We start from the raw sequence: 18,682 nt of genomic DNA, 5'->3' as shown, positions 1-18,682 counted from the left end.
GGTCATGTGGCCGATGTCGTCGAAGATGCGGCCACCGAAGGGGCGGACCTGGCCGCGGGTCATGCGGACCGCGGCCGGGATCATCGCCTGGACGATGATGCGGGCGGTCAGCGTGGCCGATCGGTCACGGCCGGCGGCGCGGTGCAGAAGGGCGCGCGGTACGGCATCGGTCAGCGCATCGGTCACGACGCCGTCGGCCGGCCGACGGCCGGCGAGCAGCTGTGCGGGGTCGAGATTGCGCACCCAGGAATCGGTCACGGCCGCGACGTCGTCGGCCAGGTGGTCGGACATCAGCCAATCGGTCACAGAGGCCTGGACGAAGGTGTCTGCGCGCAGGCTGCCCACTCGGTGTCCAGGCGGTCAAAGATTCCGCCGACGGTACGGGCGGTGTGCGACAGGGTGAGCACGGCACATCTCCTTTCGGATCTCGTGCCGTGCACTCTCCTCATCAGGGCTTGCCCGACTCCCTGAAAGAGCAGGTGACAGGCTTGCCCATGTACCGGGCAAGCCGTCTGTGACCGATTGGGCAAGCCTGTCGTGGGCTGGGCAAGCCCCGGTGACCGGTCGATGCAACCCCGGGCAAGCCTGCGAGTGGGTGAGTAAGCCTGGGTGTGAGCGGGTGCGGAACGGCCTGGCCGGCGGTCGATCGGTCACGGCGCAGGGGTGGCCGGTGAGCGCTGGATCGGCCATGACCGGTGGCCGATGCGGCCCGGATCGGCCACCGGTCACGGACTCGGGGATCGGTCACAGAGCCATCGGTCACCGGTCACGCCGTCGGGGATCGGTCATGACCGACGGGGGACGGACATGACGATGGCCGATGACCGGCCTCGGTCATCGGCCACTCGCTGGGCGGTTCGGTCAGCGGCTGACCGACCGGAGATGCGGACGTCCCTGGTGCCGGCGCTGCTCCGCCAGGTACTCGGCGGCCGCGTTGACACGGCGCTGGCCGGTCTTGGGAGAGAGCTCCAGGCGGCGGGCCACCTCCGCGCCGGAAAGCTTCTTGCCGGCCTCCTCGGCCTCGGCCAGCCACTCGGCAACGAGGATGATCTGCTGCTGCACGGGGTCCAGGTCGGGCTCCTGGGTTTGCTGCTTGGGCAGCCGTGCCGTGGCTGCGCCCGTCTCGGTGACGGATGCCTCCCATGCTCCCGGCTCCGTCTCCACGGCCGCGCCTGCTGCCCCGGCACCGGGAGCGGTCTGCCGCGGCACTCCCCCACCGACGGTGCCGTCGCCGGCCGCCGAAGCGGTTGACGCCAGTACTGGCTCCGCCCCGTACGACTGCGGCTGCGGGGTGGTGGTTGGCTCAGGTGTGGCAGATCCGGGGAACGAGCCCATACCTGCCGAGACATCGGCCAGGTCGCTCCGGGCACCAGTCGTGTGTGCAACCACCGTCTGCCCAATGCCCTCGTCTTCCGGCTGCTCCCCCGCCGGTTCGGACTGGTGCGGAGTGTGGGTCTTGAAGTCCTGCAGTACCGGACGGAGCTGCGCCTCCGTCAGTACCCCACCGGTGACGGGATCGACGACGCCGTACTGGGCGAGGAAGAGTCCGAACTGGCGGGCGTTGGGGAACACTCCGCCGTGCTGTGCGAGATATCCCTGGACAGCCTCGCCGTACGCCACGTCCGGCAGAACAGGCTCATCCGGTATGAGCGACTGAGCACCATCGGGCCCAGTTGCCGGACTGCCGGCTACGACCATCTGCTCCGGGCCGGGGAACGGGTCGTGGTGCGGGTCGTATGCCCCCTCGAACTGTGGCAGCAGCTCCGGAGTCGACTCCACCTCGGGGTGCCCCGCCGTCGCTTCCGCAGCCGCAGGCTCGTACAACTCGTGATGCTCCGCCACGTCGACGACCGTCTCCTGCACCGCCTGCTGCGGTACGGCGGGCAGTTCAGGCCGCACGTCCACGCGCTCCAGTTCGGACGGGAGCCGGATTCCAGCGGCCGCGAGCCCGGCCGGGCCGGTGTCGGCCAGCGGGACGCCGAACTTCGCCAGCCGCAGCGGCATCAGGGACTCGACCGGCGCCTTGCGGCGCCAGTTGCGGCCGAAGCGGGCCTGGAGCCGCGCCTGGTAGATCAGCCGGTCCTGTTCGAGCTTGATGACCTGCTCGTACGAACGCAGCTCCCACAGCTTCATCCGGCGCCACAGCTTGAAGGTCGGGACCGGGGAGAGCAGCCAGCGGGTGAGACGGACACCCTCCATGTGCTTGTCGGCCGTGAGGTCGGCGATCCGGCCGACCGCGTGCCGGGCGGCCTCGACGGCGACCACGAACAGCACCGGGATCACCGCGTGCATGCCGACGCCCAGCGGATCCGGCCAGGCCGCGGCGCCGTTGAAGGCGATCGTCGCGGCGGTCAGCAGCCAGGCCGTCTGGCGCAGCAGCGGGAACGGGATCCGCATCCAGGTCAGCAGCAGGTCCAGCGCCAGCAGCACACAGATGCCCGCGTCGATGCCGATCGGGAAGACGTAGGCGAAGTCGCCGAAGCCCTTGGCGACGGCGAGTTCGCGAACAGCCGCGTACGAACCGGCAAAGCCGATGGCTGCGATGATGACCGCGCCCGCGACCACGACCGAGATCAAGATGCGGTGAGCCCGGGTGAGCTTCACTGGCGTCGTGTTTGTCCCCGCGGTCACGTGCTGGCGCCCCTCTTGCATCAGTACTCCAAAGTCCCGTACGGGTTCACAATTTCACGATGGGCAAGCGTGCTGGGTCTGTTCAGGCCGTAGCGAGCGCAGACCGTCAACCAAGAGGGACCGCGCAGCGTGCGCTGACAAGGGGGTGTGAGCGGAACTGGGCAGCGGCCGACAGGCGGACCTGGCGCACTCCCCGAGAGCCCACCGGGAAAGCTGGGCGAGATGCCATGCACGCGATCGCACAAGGTCACGGCCCCGCTCCCCTGCCAATAGGCTGGGTTGCGGGGCCGCAACGCAGATTCCTACTTCGCCCCGGCTGCTGAGGCCTGCTCAGCTCACATCCTCTTTGTCTCTTCGAGGTTGTAGTCCACCAGCAGCTCGGTGAGCTTCCGCCTCGTCGGTACATCGAGTTCAGCAATGATCAGCTCCGACAGAGCCTCAGGATCACGGGATGGCAGCCGTCCCGCAGCGCCGGCTTCATCTCGCGGCTTCGGCAGATCCCTTCCGGCTGTCTCGCCGGACGCGGACCCATTTATTACGGCGTAATGATCGGGGGAAGGCGCGGGGTTCGCCGTCGGCCCGGACGGCTTCTCGGTCGGGGGGATCTCAGCGGGCGGAGTCTGGGTCTGCTGCTTGCGACTGCTTGCGGCACGCTGCTCTGCCCGAGTCTTCTTGTCGGCAGCTTCCTGCGCTTCCTTCTCTTTGAGCAGCCGCAGGTGTTCCTCCTGCTCCTCGGCCCTCTTCTTCCCGACTCGTCGCAGCAGGGCTGCTGATTCCTCGCCGGACTGGAGCCTCTGCTTCAGCTGCGGTGTCAGGGTGAGTAGCGCGAGCCTCTGGGACACCCATCCCTGTGAGCGGTGGAGTCGGGCCGCGAGCGCCTCTTGTGTGCCGTGGACCTTCAGCAGCTGTTCGAGGGCTTTGGCTTCGTCGAGGTGATCGAGATCCTGGCGGTGGATGTTGGCGACGAGGGCCGATTCCAGTATTTCGTCGGGGTTGCTGCCGAGGTCGTCGTCGAGCATCACCTTGATCTCGGTGAGGCCGGCCTCCCGTGATGCGGCGAGGCGGGAGTTGCCGTCGATAACGACATACTTGGTGTCCTGCTCGAGGTCGCCTTCGCGCCCGGGGTTGCCTTCGAGGTAGGCGAACCGGCCCATGATGCTGATCGCGGTCTTCTGGCCGTGGTCGCGAAGACTGGCGCTGAGGTCCGTCAGGTCACCGAGCTCGGACCGCGGGTTGTCCGGGTTCAGGCTGATCACGTCAACGGGCAGTTTGACGGGGGGCGGTGCTCCTTCCGTCGGGGCGCTGGTGTTGGCGTTGATCGCGGCGCGGCGTGCGCTGATGGTCTGCGTCTGTCCGAACGATGCACCAGCGCCGAGCCTGTCTGCCTTGCTCATGAGATCTCCCGGGCCAGGGCCCGCATTCCGACGGACTGGTCACAGCGGGGCGAGTACGCGAGCAAGGGCTGCTTCACGCGCACGGCCTCCTTCTGCTCCTTCAGGTCTCCGATGACTCCGACTACTCGGGGATCCTTTATGTCCATCCACGACTCGAGGGAGGAGGTGGCGATGTATCCGCGTCGGGCGTCGTAGTGGTTCACGACGATGCCGAGGTAGTCGAGTTCGAGGTGCATGTCGTTGCGCAGGTCCTCGATCTGCGAGGTGAGGAGCCCGTATGCGTCGGCGGAACTGTCCTCGGCCTGGACCACGACCAGTACACCGGAGTTGCCAGGTGCCTCTCCGGGGCGGCGGCGCCCGTAGTACGCGGCGGCGTCCATGCTCAGGCCGAGGCTGGGCGGGCAGTCGATGAGGATCGCGTCGTACTCGTCCTCGACAGCGGACAGTGCCCTTTCCAGAGCGGCCTCTCGGGCGCGGACACCGGAGAGCTTGACGTCCAGGAGGAACGCGTCGGTGCACGCGGGCAGGAGGTGCAGGCGGTCACCGAACCGGGAGTCCTCTATCGGCACGATGAGGTCACGCAGTTGCCCCTTGGACTCGCCTGCCATGTGCTTGGTGAGGCTGTCGCCCTCGAGCGGCAGAGGCTCCTGGCCAAGCTGCTTGGTGAGGTGGCACTGGGGGTCGAAGTCGACCAGGAGCACCCTCAGGCCGAGGCCCGGCAGGTCCTCGTAGTCGAGGGGAGAGTCAATGTCGTCCTCGGACAGGGCGGCCGCGAAGTGCTTGGAGATCCGCACGGGGTGGAGCTGGTTGGAGTCTTCAGCCAGGGCCTCACCTGTGCCCGCGGTGATGGCAGTCTTGCCGACGCCGCCTTTCTGGTTGCAGACGACGACCCGCTTGGGGTGCTCGGGGCGGACCACGGTGGGAGCCGGATTGGTCTCGAGCCACATCTGCACCGACTGCGCGAGGCCTTGGATGATGGAGACTCCGCGGGAGGCACAGTCGCCACGGAACCTGTCCCACTGGCCTGAAGGGAGGAAGGTGGAGAAGGACTTGGCGCCTGACGTGTCGATGGGGGCGAGGTTGGACCCGAGCCCAAGCCAGGCCTCGATGCCGGCTTCGACGGCGTGCTGAATGTCGATGCCGTGCTGGGCGGCCCTGATCTTCAGGTCCAGCTGCAGTGCGACAGGGATCTTGGAGACGACCTTCTCGCGGTCGCTGCCTGGGGATGACAAACTCATGCTAGATACCTTACTAACGTTCACGATCAGACGTGGCATCAACACGGTAGCTTCGCCAAGTATTACGCCGTAATACCCACCCGCTCCGTGAGCGTGACCGCCGCGTAATGACGTGTGCCCTGTCCCCGGCGAAGTCTGGGCAGCCCCAGTCTCCTCTGGGCCCTGACGGGCCCTGGCCTCGGCAGGGCGGCCGGATTTCGCGCAGTTCCGGCGCCGGATGGGTGCGGGGAACGTGCGCTGTTCCACCCCATCCGACACGGAGGACCACGTTCATCTGTTGGTCTTCGATGTGCTCCGAGGACGATGCCGTGCTGTCGGCCATCGCCTCTGGCGCGGCCAGCACCTACCCGACAACGGGATAGGAGGCCGGGCGGAAGGGTCTGCGCGCAGGCTTGCGATCTGGCCGGACGGCGGCGGCCTCGCGGCCGCCAGGCCGTCGACGACCGAGGTATCAGCTGCCAACTGAGCGGCGGCGGGTGCGTTGTGTGATGGTGAGGATCGCGCCGCATGCCATGGATGTGACGGCGAGGACGACGAGTTGCCAGGCCCGGGTCGGGTCGCTGATTCGGCCGGTGACGAGGACGCCGCCAAGGGAGAAGGCGTAAGCGAAGCAGGCCCCCGTCGAGAGGGCCGGCTTACCAGGCCATCGAAAGGACACGACCCTGCTGTCGGTGTCACCGGCGGTGCTGGGCGTGTGGGTGGCTGGGGTGGGATCCTGGTAAGGCATCGGGAACTCTCCTGGCAGGGCGGACTTCCTGGTGAGCCTGCCGCTCCCCGTGCGGCCTGGGAACCGGCGGAGCGGCAGGTCGTTCATGGTGGAGTGCGGGAGGTTCGGAGGCGCTCGGCGGGCGACCGTCCCACACCAGGGAGCGTTCGCATGGCACCACCGCAGGCTCGCGTGGGTCACCACCGTCCCCTCGCGGCCGGTTGGCGCAGAACCCGGCCCGGCTCGTGGGCGACGGCCTGCGGGAGTGCTCTTTCCGGAGCCTTGATTTCCCGGTGACCAGCAGCGAGCAGCGCAGGTAAAGGGCGATGTGGACGATCTCCAGCCCCTCGGTGGCACAGGCCGGTGCGGCTCGACCATGTGCCGGCGCGACCCCCAGCTGCTCGGCGGGGGGCGCCGTCGGGCCGGGCTCGACCAGTGGTCAGTCGTCGAAATCCCGCCAGGGCGGCGTGTTCGGCAGTGCGCCGATGCGGTCGTGGGATTCACCGGTTCCCTGGCGGACGACCCATGCGCCGACGGCATCTGCGCCGGGGGCGTCGTCGGTCCTGGGATCACTTCTGGCACATCAGGCTCCTCGGTGTTCCGCGGCGGCGGCAGGTGAGTCGGCTGGCCCCCGACCGTAGAACGTCGGGCGGCAGGCTGTAAGGGACGGCTACTTCACGGCGCCTCCAGCAGTTCGTCGGCGGCGGGCAGCGGTCGGGTGGGGGCGTCGCAGAGCAAGGCGATGCCCTTGGACCAGTAGGCCTCGAGGACGTCCCAGACGGTTCCGCACGCAGCCGCCATGCGGCGTCGGGCAGCCGGTCGGCGCTGCCGGCCGCTTCCATGGCCCAGCGCAGACCGCGGTGGAGATCCGCGCAGACCGCGTCGGGTCCGGGCCGGTTAGCGGCGCCAAAGAGCGATGCCGTCTCCGGCGGCCACGATGTTCTGCCGCAGGGCGGGCAGGATTTCGGCGGAACGGCACAGCACGGGCACGGAGGACGCACAGGGCGTCGAGGCTGGCGGGTGGCCGGGCGCGGCCGTTGTCGCAGTCCATGACGGCGACCAGGGAGAGGGAGGCGGCTCGTCGGCGGTGGCCGCATGCCCGGCGTAACGAGTACATCGGTCAACTTGCTCGCCCCTTCGCACAGGTCGTGCAGGAGACCGAGGCCATCCCGTCAGGCATGTGGGGAGCAGGAGTCGGTGGTGCGTCCCCGGCGGTGAGGGGCGACGCAGTGCAGTGCCAGATGCTCTCAAGTCAGGGCCCAGTTCGGAGCGACGAAGAACCCGCTCCCCAGGGGCGGCACGGCATCGCCCATCTCCGCAGCGGCCCCATCCAGGGCGTACCCGCACAGCGCCCCGAGTCGCAGATCCGCACCCGGGCCGGCCGGGTGTCCCTGCACTTCGCCTCGGCGTGCCGAGGCGAAGCGGTGGCTTCCCTGCTCAGCGCCTCTCCAACGCGCGTCCGGCAAAGGGCTACTGCTCCTCTGATTGTGTTCCGGAGTTCCCCTTGCTCACCGAGCGCGGCATCGAGGAGCCGGAGCACCGGTGCGGCGAGGAAGAGGTCACCTTCGAGTGGCTCTCCACCCATCGCCTGCCGGTGTTCGGCGAGCTGAACCCAGGGTTCGAGATCGAGGCGACCGGGCTGGCGCTCCTGGATGAGGCGCCAGGCCTTGACTATGAGGCGATCCGCCTCCTGGAGGAGCGTTTCCTGTGCGTGTACTTCACCGAGCGCGGCATCGAAGAACTCCCGAACTGCTCCAGAACACCATCTTCTCCTGCGACAGTTCCGAGATCTGATGAACGAGCCACGGCCACGTCTCCGCGGAGGCTGACCGGCGTATGTCCTCCCAGCGCAGATGCCCGGGCTTACCGGGGAGGGACTCTGGAAACCATGTCCCAGAAGTCTCCAGGGACCGCAGGCCAGAGGCTTGCCCACACTGATCCGGAACAGGACGCCAAGTATTACGCCGTAATATCACCCTGCTCCGTGAGCCTGCCCGGCCGCGTAGTGAGATGCACGGGGGGAACGACAAGCTGATGTCACAGGGCGGTACGTACCCGTATGAGCCCCTCAGCCGAGTGGACTGGGCTCTGCCGGTGTATGGCTGAGTGGCGGTACGTCACTCGTCCTGCGCCGACGACGGGTTGATAGAACCCCTTGGGGAAACTGGGCTGTGCCGTGAACTCCCCAATTGGGGAGCCCGACCTCGATGCCGCCTTATGGGCGGCGGATTGAACAGCGTCGCTATCGGCATGGGCAAGGGCGACGTCGGCAAGAGCGAGATCGCCGCACATCTGGCCGGCGCTTTGGCAGCAGAGGACCGGCGCACGCTGCTGATCTGCCTCACCAGGCAGGATGACGACCTCGGTATCAAGTGTTACTGCAGAGGTGTCCACCCTGCTGGTCCGAGCCCCACCGACGACGGGTGTGTGTGGTCGCGGGCCGCGGTGCGGTCGTCAGCGTGCTGCCTGGGGCGGGGTGTTTTCGAGGACGAAGACGGGCTTGAGGTGCCTCTCGGGCAGTGCGTCGGGGAGTTGTTCCCGGTCGAGGACGTGGGAGACGACGCGTTCGGGTGCGACCGTGCCCGAGAGGGCGAGGTCGAGGGCGTCGGAGATGTGGGCGCGTACGTTGTTGCGGGCGATGCGCAGGGTGACGCCGGTGAGGTACATGTCGAGGAGCGGAAGTTCGCCGGGCCGGAAGTGGTTGCCGGCAGACTCGCAGACGCCCTCGGGAGCGAGGGACCTGACGGCGAGGGCGAGCTGGTCGACGCGGCCGGTGGCGTCGACGGCGAGGTCGAAGCCGTGCGCGACCGGGTCGATCGCCTCGGCGGTGCGCGCGCCGTAGCTCTCGGCGAGGGAGCGGTGTTCAGGGTCGGGGTCGACGTACAGGACGTCGGAGGCACCGAGGGCGCGGGCTATGTCACACACGTACAGGCCGATGCTGCCCCGGGCGACGACCAGGACGCGCGCACCCGGCCGGGCCTTCGGGTGGGGTGCGACCAGGCGCCAGGACAGGGACCAGTTGTCGCTGGCCGAGGCCATGGTGACCGGGTCGAGGCCGGGCGGCAGCGGGACCAGCATGGCGTCCGCGTACGGTACGCGGACGAGGTCGGAGAAGAGCCCGCCCCAGTCGCCGCCGATCGGCGCCCCGTACATGGCCATGTGCGGCACCGACGAGCAGTGGGCGGTGAGCCCGCCGCAGCAGTTGGCGCAGGTGCCGCAGTTGATCGCCCACGGCACCACGACCAGGTCGCCGGGAGCGACGCCGGTCACCGCGTCACCGACGTCGGCCACGCACTCGTGGCCGAGCGCGAACGGCGGCTCTATGAAGCCGTGCCCGGCGAGAATCGAGGAGTCCACGGCGCAGGAGGTCGCGGCCACCGGCGCGGGAACTAGGCATGTCAGTCACTGCGCGCCTACCGCCGCCGGGTCGCCGAACTGCTCGTCGCCCTCAGACACCGATACATCGACCGTTTGGAGTCTTCGGCGCCGTTTTGGTGGCAGGGAAAACGGCTGTACGGCTCCCTGGCGGCCCACCAGGAGCCCCGACACTGCGTCATACCGACTACTTCGAGATCGGGCGCGTAAGGTGCCATTCTGCGGGTCGCTTTTCAGTGGCTTCGCACGCAACTACCGATTTAGCCCAATGCATCGTTCCCTCTCATCACCGGTCCACCGGTCTCGATGAAACGTGACGACCTGGTTGCTCGTCTCGCTGAAGGCCGACCCCCGGTGTCCCGAGCACGGGGGTACCTCTCGACTCCACGCCGGTGATGGCGACAATCGCCGGCATGGCTATCTCTCCGTCATCCCGGCTGATCGCAGCAGCGGCCCTGAACGGCAGCGCCTCTCGGTGTCAGGACGGCCCTCGCCCAACCTTGCGGACATGCTCGGCTGGCGATGCCCTGGGGAGAAATGGGCCGCGCCTCAAGCTCCCCAATTGGGGAGTTCCTCCGGTATCGGTCCATGGACCGAGGGCGGTGTGCCAGGATGCCGGTTGCCGCGCCACTCCGGACGCGGCAAGAGGGGTACGCAAGGAGGCCGGTTCCGGTGCTCAACGATCCCGTGGAACTGATCGACCCGCCAACGAACAGCGTCATCGTCGGCACTGGCAAAGGTGGTGTCGGCAAGAGCACCATCGCCGCACACTTGGCGGCAGCCTCGGCAGCAGAGGGTCAGCGCACCCTGCTGATCTGCGTGACGAGCCAAGACGATGACGATCTCGGCATCAAGAGGTTCGGCAAGGGCATACACCCGGATGGCCCGTCAGTCATAAACGGCCAAGGCCTGTATCGCTCCGTCTATGAGCGGATCCCGCTGCTGCCTGTACGTGAAGTGCGCCCCAACCTTGACGTGGTGCCAGGCGGTGAAGCAGTCGGCGAGCTGATCCAGCTGCTGATGCACCGGATGATGACCGAAGGCGCCGGCGTCGCGCTCGCCCTGGCCCGCTCACTGGCGCCGATCGCCGGCTGGTACGACCAGATCGTCATCGACAGCGCCCCGGAGAACGACTCCCTGGAACAGCTCGCCATCGCCGCGGCCCGCGTCCTGGTGGTGCCCACCCGTTCGGATGATTCCTCCATCCTGGGCATGGAGCGCATCAGCCGGAACTTCAAGATGGTGCGCCGTCAGATCAACCCGGACCTGCGGGTAGGAGGCGCCTTCCTCTACGCCTCGAACCCGACTGCCACGTCAATGCACGCCGAGGTGAAGGAAGACATCCGGGGAGTCCTCGGCAGCTCGACTCCCATCCTCTCCACCGTGGTCGGCTATCGGGAAAAGCCCGCCCGGAACGCACGCAAGAAAGGTCTGCTGTTCTCGGAGTACGCCGAACTCCTCCCCATGAGCGCCCGCGGCTACGACGTAGCTGCCGGCCGCGCGAAGGTCGCGGACGTCGTACCGGAGGCCATCGTCGGCCTGGCGGATGACATGCGGGCCTTGACCACCGAAATCTATGAGCACTGCAGGAAGGCAACGGCCTGATGGGCGACCTGTTCAGCGACGACGAGCCGGGAACGACGCAGACCGTAGGCACCGGACTCATGGGAGGTGGCTATCCCGCCGTAGTGCGGGACGCCAGTGTCGTCATCAAGGCGCCCGTCGGCACCACCCTGGAGTCGATCCCACTCCCCCGCCCGCCCGCCGGCGACGGCGAACTCACGCCCCAGGAGCAGCAGACCTTCGAGGCATGCAAAGCAGGCGTCGACAACCTCCACAAGGCCTTCTGGATTGCCGGTAAGTCCCTGGAAACGATGAAGACCGGCAACCTTCACCGCAACTCCGGGGTCCCGAACTTCGCCGAATACGTCTGGATCAACTGGGAGATCTCCGAGTCCCACGCTCAGCGGCTGATGTCCGAGTGGCGGATAGGAGAAACTCTCGCAGGCCTGGGCTGGCGTCCGCGGGAATCCCAGGTCCGGGAACTGACTCCCGTGGCCAAGAGCCACGGTGAGGCTGCCGCAGTAGCGGTCTACGACACCGTGGCACGAGCGGGAGCACGCGTAACGAGCAGCGCCCTGAAGGACGTGGTGAGCCAGCTGCCCGCCAGTTCTTCAGGTCAATCTCCCGCAGACGTTGCCCGCGTGGTCCGTAACATCCTTGAGCCCGCGCCCTTGGCCCGGGCGACCGAGTCCAGCAATGGAGCGGTGGACCCGAGCGGAGAGCCGGGCCGGTCCGCCGAGCCGGCAGACGCGACCGAGGGGCAGGCCGACAGGAAGCCCGACCCGACCGAGTCGGAGGACGTTCGCCGGCTCATGCAGACACTCGCCCATCTCAAAGACGCTGCGAGGGGTATCAGCCGCCCGGTGGTGCGGCGCGCGATCGACGAGCACCCAGAGGCCGCAGTGCTGATGGTGACGGAGATCGCGGCCGCGCTCGGCAAGATCGAGCGGGCGATCGCCGTGCGGAAGACAACTCCCTGACAGCACGCAGCAGAAGAAGGGGGGCGGCCTGCTTGCGGGGTCGCCCCCCTTCGTTGTGGCCGCGCGCCGATAGCTTCTTCACGCCTGGTTGTGCCCTCGCTTGCGGGGACCGTCGGGCAGGTCCGGCAAGAATGCGCCCAGAACACTGTTGAGAAAGTCAGACCGGTTCGGGAACGCGTACGCCGCAGCGAGAGCGTCGATGACCGCGAGTTCGCGGGTGGATGGTCGGAAGCTCTGCTGACGGCTGTCCTTGACCGACCCTCGTGCCGTGCGCCGGGCAGGCACATCACCGAACAGCCCGTCCGGGTCGAGATCTTCCTCCTGGACGGGCTGGCGACGGTGGCGCAGTTCCTCGCGCAGGGCCGCAAAAAGGTCCTGGTTCTTGGCGTGGAGAACAGCGCGACGCACCACCACAGCGTTCGTGGGCTCGTGGCCGGTCTTCAGCTTCTGCGTGAGCTGGTAGTGCGCGAACCGCTTACGTACGTCGGAGCTGACCATGATCGTGCACTGGCCTGCCTCCTGCCCCCTCTCCCCCGTTGGCATCCTGACTTCGACGACGACCGCCGATTCCGTGCGCCGCGCGTTGTCCGGTTCGGCACGTGGGGGCAGAGTGGGCTCGGGATCTGCTTGGGTGGGTGCCAACGGTGCGGGAGCGGCCTCGGTGGCGGGCGGATCCGGGACGGGGGCCCGCCGGCGGATGGGCTGCGGGCTGAAGGCGGTGCCGGCCGCTGCGGCGAAGGCCTCCAAGCCGTCATCATCGGGAAGGCCGCCCCGTTTCGTGGGCGTGCTGGTCACATCGCTCATGCCGCTTCGCTCTCCGTTCTGGTGCCGCGGTCAAGCGCGGTCTTCGCCTGCATGATCTCGATGGCCAGGGACTGGTAGTCCCCTGCCAGCGCCTTCATGGACCGCCGGACACTGGGTTCGATCGCGGTACTGCTCCGCATCTCGTGGGCAACCCGTCCGGCCAGCCGGCAGGCGACGGCCGCTGCCTCGACGTGGCGGATTGTCTGGTCAAAGACAGGGGCCGCGCCATTGAGGTCTTCCTCCAGCTGCCCCTTGATCTTGGTCTGGATGTTCGTCGCGCTGGCATTGGTGCCGAAGATGACGACACCGAGCAAGCGGAGCATGGGGTTGAGAGCGCGGGCTTGGCCGAAGCGTCGGGCCACGGTACGCAGTCCCTTGCGTGAGGACGGGTCGGACTTGGAGGGGACCAGCACGAAGTCCCCTGCGGCGAGGGCCTGGAGCTGCAGGGGTTCCGAGCCGGGTGCCACATCGAGGACGATCACGTCGTAGAGGTCGCGGACAGCATCGATCGCCGCGGCGTACATACCCATCCATGCGGACTGGTCCTCAGGGCTCTCGCAACGTGAGGCGAGACGCCGCTGGCAGTACAACTCTTCGATGACGTCCTCGAGGACAGCTCCGCCGGGGACGACAAACAGCCCCGGGCGTGCCTCGCCGGTCGGGGTGAGCGGTTTGCCATCGAGGATGGCGGCGGCCTGAGCTTCGCCGTCATCTGCGAGTACGGTTCCGGTGGTTCCGAGGTCCTCGCCGTTGTTTCCCTGCTCGTCCATTTCGATGAGCAGGACTCGCAGCCCGATAGCAGCCCAGGCGGCGGCCAGGGCTGCGGACAGGGAGCTTTTGCCGACTCCGCCCTTGCCGTTGACAACCACGAAGACCTTGGTCTGATGCACGCCTTCCGCCACGAGTTGAAGGCGGCGCCGTAGTGCGCGTTTCACCTCGGTCAGACCAATGGCCTGGAGCGAGACGACATCGGTGGGCACAGAGATCACCTCCAGTCACAAAATGGACATCATGTGATCATCGACGGTATGGGGGGTGCGAGGTCCGGCGCATAGGACACGCGAGTCGCGAAGCGCGGCGGTGCGGCCATCCACCCGGCTGGCCGCACCGTCCAACATCGCAACCGCCGACATGATGCGAACGACACCAAACGCGACTTATGGTGCAACCCTTAGCGATACGACTAGCACGCCATATAGCAGGCTTATCGACTCCTCAATTGAGGAGTCGCCCAACGTGGCTCACACGGCGAGTGGGCGCCCGACCGTGGCGCGGCGGCGCTCCCACTGCGACTGAGCGTCGTCGATGGCCAGCCTGGCGAACTACGACGCTCAGTTCTCAGCGGGACCTACTGTCTCGGTATAGCCGAAATACTTGATGGGGGATGGGGGATGGGGGATGGGGGATGGGGGATGGGGGGCGCCCCAAGCACGGGGCGACCGCACAGACGTGGTCAGCTGCTCCCAGGACAGGCAGAGGAGATCGGAGCCTGGAGGCCGCCACTGCCGTGAGGGGAACTGGTGCGGAGTCGGGAGCGTGCCCTTCCTGCCCATGCCTGCCACGCTCTTGCCTGGGTGCTGGCCCTGCAGTGGCAGCGCAGCCGCTTCCTGATGCATGTGTTGGCCAAGGAGGAGATCCATGCCCTGGTCGGCGAGGTGCGCCGGGTGCTGAGGCCGGGCGGCGTCTTCGTCTACACCGTCCGTCATACCGGGGACGCCCACTACGGGGCCGGTACCGGGCACGGCGATGACACCTGGGAGCACGGCGGATTCGCGGTGCCGGAAGATGTTGATCTTCAGGAGCGCCGTGACGCTGCCCAGAATCACGATGACGAAGAATGCCGAGGTGCCGTAGAAGAGGCCGATGAGCTGGCCCAGGCTGGTGAGGGTGGATACCCCGTACTTGCCGGTGGTGTAGGCCATCGCTCCGAACGCGCCGACGGGGGCGGCCAGCATGACGTAGTGAAGGATCTTGAAGATCGCTGCGCCGAGCCGGGGCACGCCGTCCACGATGGGCTCACCGATCGGATCGACGGCCTTGAGCGCGATACCGAAGAGCACGGAGAAGAAGATGACTTGGAGGATGTTGCCCTCGGCGAAGGCGCCGACGGCGCTCTCGGGCACCAGGTCGGTGATGAAGTGCCACCAGCTCTGTCCCTGCCCGTCCTTCACGTACTGGGCGGCATCGCCCTGCAGGTGGAGGTCGCCTGGGTGGGCGTGGACGCCGGCGCCGGGCTGGAACACATTGACCGCGATCAGCCCGACCAGGAGCGCGACGAGGGTGCCTGCCTGGAAATACGCGAGGGATTTCAGCCCTACCCGGCCGACTCGGCCGAGGCTGTCGACGCTGCCGATGCCCGCCACGATGGTCAGGAAGACGATCGGGGTGATGAGCATCTTGATCGCCGCGACGAATGTGGTGCCGACCGGCTCGAGGGCTACTCCTACCGATGGCCACAGCCAGCCGGTCAAGGCCGCAGCGAAGCTCGAAGCAGCTCAGCAGGCACTGAGCAGGTGCAAGCGCGGAAGCAAGCGCCGCCGCAAGGCCGTGGAGACGGTGGCACGTCTGCACCGCAAGGTGCGGTGCCAGCGCCTGGACCACGCCCACAAGACCGCCCTCGGCCTCGTGCGGGAACACGACCTCATCGCGCACGAAGACCTCAAGATCCGCACCATGAGCAAGGCCCCCGAACCGAAGCCCGACCCCGACAAGCCGGGCAGCTTCCTGCCCAACGGGGCCGCCGCGAAGGCCGGGCTGAACCGCTCGATATCGGATGCCGGATGGGGGGTGTTCCTCGCGATCCTGAACGCAAAGGCTGAGAGTGCCGGGCGGGAAGTGATGGCCGTGGACCCCCGCAACACCTCCCGGCGATGCCCCCAGTGTGGGCATACCACCAAGGAGAACCGGCCCACACAGGAGACGTTCCACTGCGTCGCCTGCGGCCACACCGCGCACGCGGACACAGTCGGGGCTCTCAACGTCCTACGGGCCGGGCTGGTCCGTCGCGAAGCCCAACCGGCATAGCGAGAAGCCACCCCGTTCACGGGGTGGAGGAGTCACCTTCCCCCTCGCCGAAGCCGGGGAGTCTGGCGGCGCCTTCGACATCCTTGCCACGGCTGCCGGCGACGTTCGCGCCCTGCCCTACGGGTGGCGCCGCGCCCTGCTGCAGCGGAGTTTGATCACCGCAAGTTCGTGCCACCGAAGGTTGGTTGAGCGATACAGGGTGCGGCGCTGCCCACTCCTCAAGCCGAGAGCGCCGGTTCCTGCCAGTCCGGGTCATGCGCGCACGCGGCCGCCAACTCGTCCAGAAACATGTGCAGCGCGGCGGCCAGGGCCGCGATGGTGAAGAAGGTGGGGGTCGGGGCCCGGCCGGTTTCGATCTTGCGCAGGGTCTCCGTGGAAACCCCCGCCGCGGCCGCCACCTCCGCCATGCTGCGGCTGCCGCGCGCTCGACGCAGCAGCGCGCCGAACCGCTCGCCGCGTTCCCGTTCCCACGGTGTCAGAGGAGTTCTCACCATGACCGTGATACTAATACCGGTATAAGTATTGGGTCGACGTGCTGCAGGAGTCACACACATGGTGGAGATCAAGACCGATGCCTCATTGGACGCGATGCGGGAAGCCGGACGTGTGGTGGCCCGCGCCCTGGCCGCAGTCCGAGAAGCAGCCGGCGTGGGGGTGTCCCTGCAAGAACTGGACGAAGCGGCCCGGTCAGTTCTGGCCGAGGCCGGAGCCGCCTCCCCATTCCTCGGATACCGGCCGTCCTTCGCCCCGGTCGCCTTCCCGGCCGTGATCTGCACGTCCGTCAACGACGCCGTGTCGCACGGCATCCCCACCGGCTACCGGCTGCGCGACGGCGACCTGGTGAGCATCGACTGCGGCGCACAGCTCGACGGCTGGACGGGCGACGCGGCCATCACCTTCACCGTCGGAACGCCAAGCCCCGGCGACCTCGATCTGATCGAAGCCACCCAGCAAGCCCTCGACGCCGGCATTGCCGCCGCCCAGGTGGGCAGTCGCATCGGCGACATCTCCCACGCCGTCGACACCGTCGCCCGCAAGGCGGGCTGCGGCATGCCCGCCGACTTCGGCGGCCACGGCATCGGCCGCCGCATGCACGAAGATCCTCATGTCCCCAACCGCGGCCGCCCCGGCCGTGGCTTCCCCCTCCGCCACGGCCTGGTCCTCGCCATCGAACCCATGCTCATGGCCGGCGGGCAGAACACCTACCGCACCGATATCGATGGCTGGACCCTGCGCACCACCGACGGCAGCAGGGCCGCCCACATCGAGCACACCGTCGCCATCACCGACCAGGGCCCCCGCATCCTGACCCTGCCCTGACGTTCTCCCAGATGCTGCCGGATCCGGGACCGGACCATTCGATGCCCGACGGCATGCCCCATCCGTTGCGCTCCCGTCGCGCAGAGGTCGCATCCCGCCGGCCAGGCGGGGGCGGCAACACCGGTCCAGCGCGATGACGCGGCCGCGGACGGTGACCCACGCCACTCAAACTCCGATGGCGTCCCATCGAAATTCACCGGCACAGAACAGTCACGCGCACAAAGGTTCTGACATGCCATTGGCTGGAGCAATGGCCGGCCCGAAGCGCAGCGGCGCAGCAAGATGGACACCCTGACCACCTCATGTGCCAGGAGTCCCGCGTGTACAGGCTGTGTGAGTGGAGCCGCCAGGAGCGCCGTCCGTGTGCAGGCCACACGGTAGCTTCGTCCTCCGACCGGGCAGCGTCCGTGTTCGCGCCGCTCACTCCGCGACGGAGTGAGCAGTGAGGCGGCCGGGCCGCCCCGGGGCGGCGAGCGGCTCGGCAGCGCGGCCTGGCGGTGGGGGCCCGCAGGTGCCGGCCGCGCCCGCATGGATGCGCTGGCTGCCCGCCTTCTACATCGCGGGCATCCTGGTGCTCGAACCCATTACGCCCGTGCAGTGGCCGGTGAGCTTCCTGCTCATCGCCCTCCCTGTGATTGCCGCCTTCGCCCACGGCCCCGCTACAGTCGCTGCCCTCACCGCGTTCGCGATCGCCTTCGAAGCGGTCCTTGCCGGTACCCCGTGCTGCGCGGGCCGCCCGGTGGAATACGTGTGGGAGCGCCATTACGTGGCTGCCTACCTGTGCACAGCTCTGGTCGGCGTCCTTGGAACAATCCTGGCTGCCCACCGCATCCGCCGGGAACGCACTCTCGCCACCGTGCGTTCCGTGGCCGAGATCGCGCAGCGTGTCCTGCTCAGCCCGGTCCCTCACCGCATCGGCCCCCTTCTGGTGGAAGACCTCTACCTATCCGCCGCCGCGGAAGCACGCATCGGCGGTGACCTGTATGAGGCCGTCCCCACTACCTACGGACTCCGCCTTGTCATCGGCGACGTCCGCGGCAAGGGACTCCCCGCCGTGGAGACTGCCGCCACCCTCCTCGGCGCCTTTCGCGAGGCTGCCCACGACGAACCCGACCTCGTCGCCGTTGCCCGCCGGGTGGAGGCCAGCATGAACCGCAGGGCCGCCCACCTAGCCGGAAACGATATGGGCGAGCGCTTCGTCACTGCCGTCTTCGCGGAGATCCCCAGCCGCCACGTGGTCCGCATCGTCAATTGCGGCCACCCGCCGCCCCTCCTCATCCGCCCCGACGGAGTCACTGAGCTGGAGACGGCCGACCCCGCACCGCCCCTCAACCTCGGCATGCTTCTCCCGGAGGCCTACCACGTCGATGAATACCCCTTCCGCCCCGGCGACCAGTTGCTGCTCTACACCGACGGCGTCACCGAAGCACGCGACCCCACCGGGACCTTCTACCCCCTCCGTCAACGTGTCCTCTCCTGGGGCCCCCTCCAGCCCCGGGAACTCCTCGATCGTCTCCATCACGACCTCCTCACCTACAGCAACAACCGCCTCCACGACGACACCGCGGCCCTCGCCGTCTACCACCTGCCCGAATAGGGTGCGTATTTGGTTGCGATCAATCTGCGGGATTGGCCCTCTGACGGGGC

General features: G+C 67.9%; 12 protein-coding genes and 4 pseudogenes. 7 read left to right on the top strand and 9 right to left on the bottom strand.

Going from position 1 to position 18,682, the window contains the following annotated elements:
• Positions 1–6 precede the first annotated feature (6 nt).
• On the top strand, positions 7–471 hold the full coding sequence (locus tag OG972_RS46175; protein ID WP_266992744.1) for a hypothetical protein: 465 nt from the start codon (positions 7–9) through the stop codon (positions 469–471).
• A 984-nt stretch (positions 472–1,455) separates the two neighbouring features.
• Here OG972_RS46175 and OG972_RS49470 read toward each other — a convergent pair.
• The 4 genes and pseudogenes from OG972_RS49470 to OG972_RS46155 form a co-directional block, all read right to left on the bottom strand.
• Positions 1,456–2,604 (bottom strand): annotated as a pseudogene (locus OG972_RS49470) (DUF2637 domain-containing protein); the annotation flags it as partial.
• A 362-nt stretch (positions 2,605–2,966) separates the two neighbouring features.
• Positions 2,967–4,025, bottom strand: a complete 1,059-nt coding sequence (locus OG972_RS46165; protein WP_266992740.1) for a ParB/RepB/Spo0J family partition protein — start codon at positions 4,023–4,025, stop codon at positions 2,967–2,969.
• The gene (locus OG972_RS46160) at positions 4,022–5,263 is read right to left on the bottom strand and encodes a ParA family protein (RefSeq protein WP_266992738.1); all 1,242 of its coding nucleotides are present in this window, start codon (positions 5,261–5,263) and stop codon (positions 4,022–4,024) included. Before OG972_RS46160 ends, OG972_RS46165 begins: the two co-directional genes overlap by 4 nt.
• 1,381 nt (positions 5,264–6,644) lie before the next feature.
• Positions 6,645–6,770 carry a hypothetical protein gene (locus tag OG972_RS46155; RefSeq protein WP_266992736.1) on the bottom strand — a complete coding sequence of 42 codons (126 nt, stop codon included), beginning with the start codon at positions 6,768–6,770 and terminating at the stop codon, positions 6,645–6,647.
• Positions 6,771–7,473: 703 nt separating this feature from the next.
• Between OG972_RS46155 and OG972_RS46150 the strand changes: the two are divergent.
• Positions 7,474–7,626: pseudogene (locus tag OG972_RS46150) on the top strand (DUF6104 family protein); the annotation flags it as partial.
• Between the two features lie 797 nt (positions 7,627–8,423).
• On the opposite strand, the pseudogene OG972_RS46145 reads toward OG972_RS46150, so the two are convergent.
• A pseudogene (locus OG972_RS46145) lies at positions 8,424–9,359 on the bottom strand (zinc-binding dehydrogenase); the annotation flags it as partial.
• Between the two features lie 657 nt (positions 9,360–10,016).
• Here OG972_RS46145 and OG972_RS46140 point away from each other — a divergent pair.
• On the top strand, positions 10,017–10,949 hold the full coding sequence (locus OG972_RS46140) for a ParA family protein (protein ID WP_266992734.1): 933 nt from the start codon (positions 10,017–10,019) through the stop codon (positions 10,947–10,949).
• A complete protein-coding gene (locus OG972_RS46135) occupies positions 10,949–11,887 on the top strand; it encodes a hypothetical protein (protein ID WP_266992732.1) in 939 nt (312 codons plus the stop codon). Before OG972_RS46140 ends, OG972_RS46135 begins: the two co-directional genes overlap by 1 nt.
• 78 nt (positions 11,888–11,965) lie before the next feature.
• On the opposite strand, the gene OG972_RS46130 is transcribed toward OG972_RS46135, so the two are convergent.
• The 3 genes from OG972_RS46130 to OG972_RS46120 form a co-directional block, all read right to left on the bottom strand.
• Positions 11,966–12,691 carry a hypothetical protein gene (locus OG972_RS46130; RefSeq protein WP_266992730.1) on the bottom strand — a complete coding sequence of 242 codons (726 nt, stop codon included), beginning with the start codon at positions 12,689–12,691 and terminating at the stop codon, positions 11,966–11,968.
• Positions 12,688–13,671: a ParA family protein gene (locus OG972_RS46125; RefSeq protein WP_266992728.1), complete on the bottom strand. Its 984-nt coding sequence runs from the start codon at positions 13,669–13,671 to the stop codon at positions 12,688–12,690. The genes OG972_RS46130 and OG972_RS46125 overlap by 4 nt, the downstream gene beginning before the upstream one ends.
• Before the next feature lie 351 nt (positions 13,672–14,022).
• Positions 14,023–15,162, bottom strand: a complete 1,140-nt coding sequence (locus OG972_RS46120; protein WP_266992726.1) for a cation:dicarboxylase symporter family transporter — start codon at positions 15,160–15,162, stop codon at positions 14,023–14,025.
• Between OG972_RS46120 and OG972_RS46115 the strand changes: the two are divergent.
• Positions 15,161–15,715 (top strand): annotated as a pseudogene (locus OG972_RS46115) (RNA-guided endonuclease InsQ/TnpB family protein); the annotation flags it as partial. The gene OG972_RS46120 and the pseudogene OG972_RS46115 overlap by 2 nt on opposite strands.
• Positions 15,716–15,933: 218 nt before the next feature.
• Here OG972_RS46115 and OG972_RS46110 read toward each other — a convergent pair.
• Positions 15,934–16,209: a helix-turn-helix domain-containing protein gene (locus OG972_RS46110; RefSeq protein ID WP_266992724.1), complete on the bottom strand. Its 276-nt coding sequence runs from the start codon at positions 16,207–16,209 to the stop codon at positions 15,934–15,936.
• Positions 16,210–16,267: 58 nt separating this feature from the next.
• Between OG972_RS46110 and map the strand changes: the two genes are divergently transcribed.
• The gene (gene map, locus OG972_RS46105) at positions 16,268–17,035 is read left to right on the top strand and encodes a type I methionyl aminopeptidase (RefSeq protein ID WP_266992722.1); all 768 of its coding nucleotides are present in this window, start codon (positions 16,268–16,270) and stop codon (positions 17,033–17,035) included.
• 511 nt (positions 17,036–17,546) lie between these two features.
• A complete protein-coding gene (locus OG972_RS46100) occupies positions 17,547–18,632 on the top strand; it encodes a PP2C family protein-serine/threonine phosphatase (RefSeq protein ID WP_266992720.1) in 1,086 nt (361 codons plus the stop codon).
• Positions 18,633–18,682 lie beyond the last annotated feature (50 nt).

The organism is Streptomyces sp. NBC_01669 (genome assembly GCF_026339735.1).
Lineage (GTDB): Bacteria > Actinomycetota > Actinomycetes > Streptomycetales > Streptomycetaceae > Streptomyces > Streptomyces yanii.
This window is presented reverse-complemented; position numbering and strand designations above follow the sequence as displayed.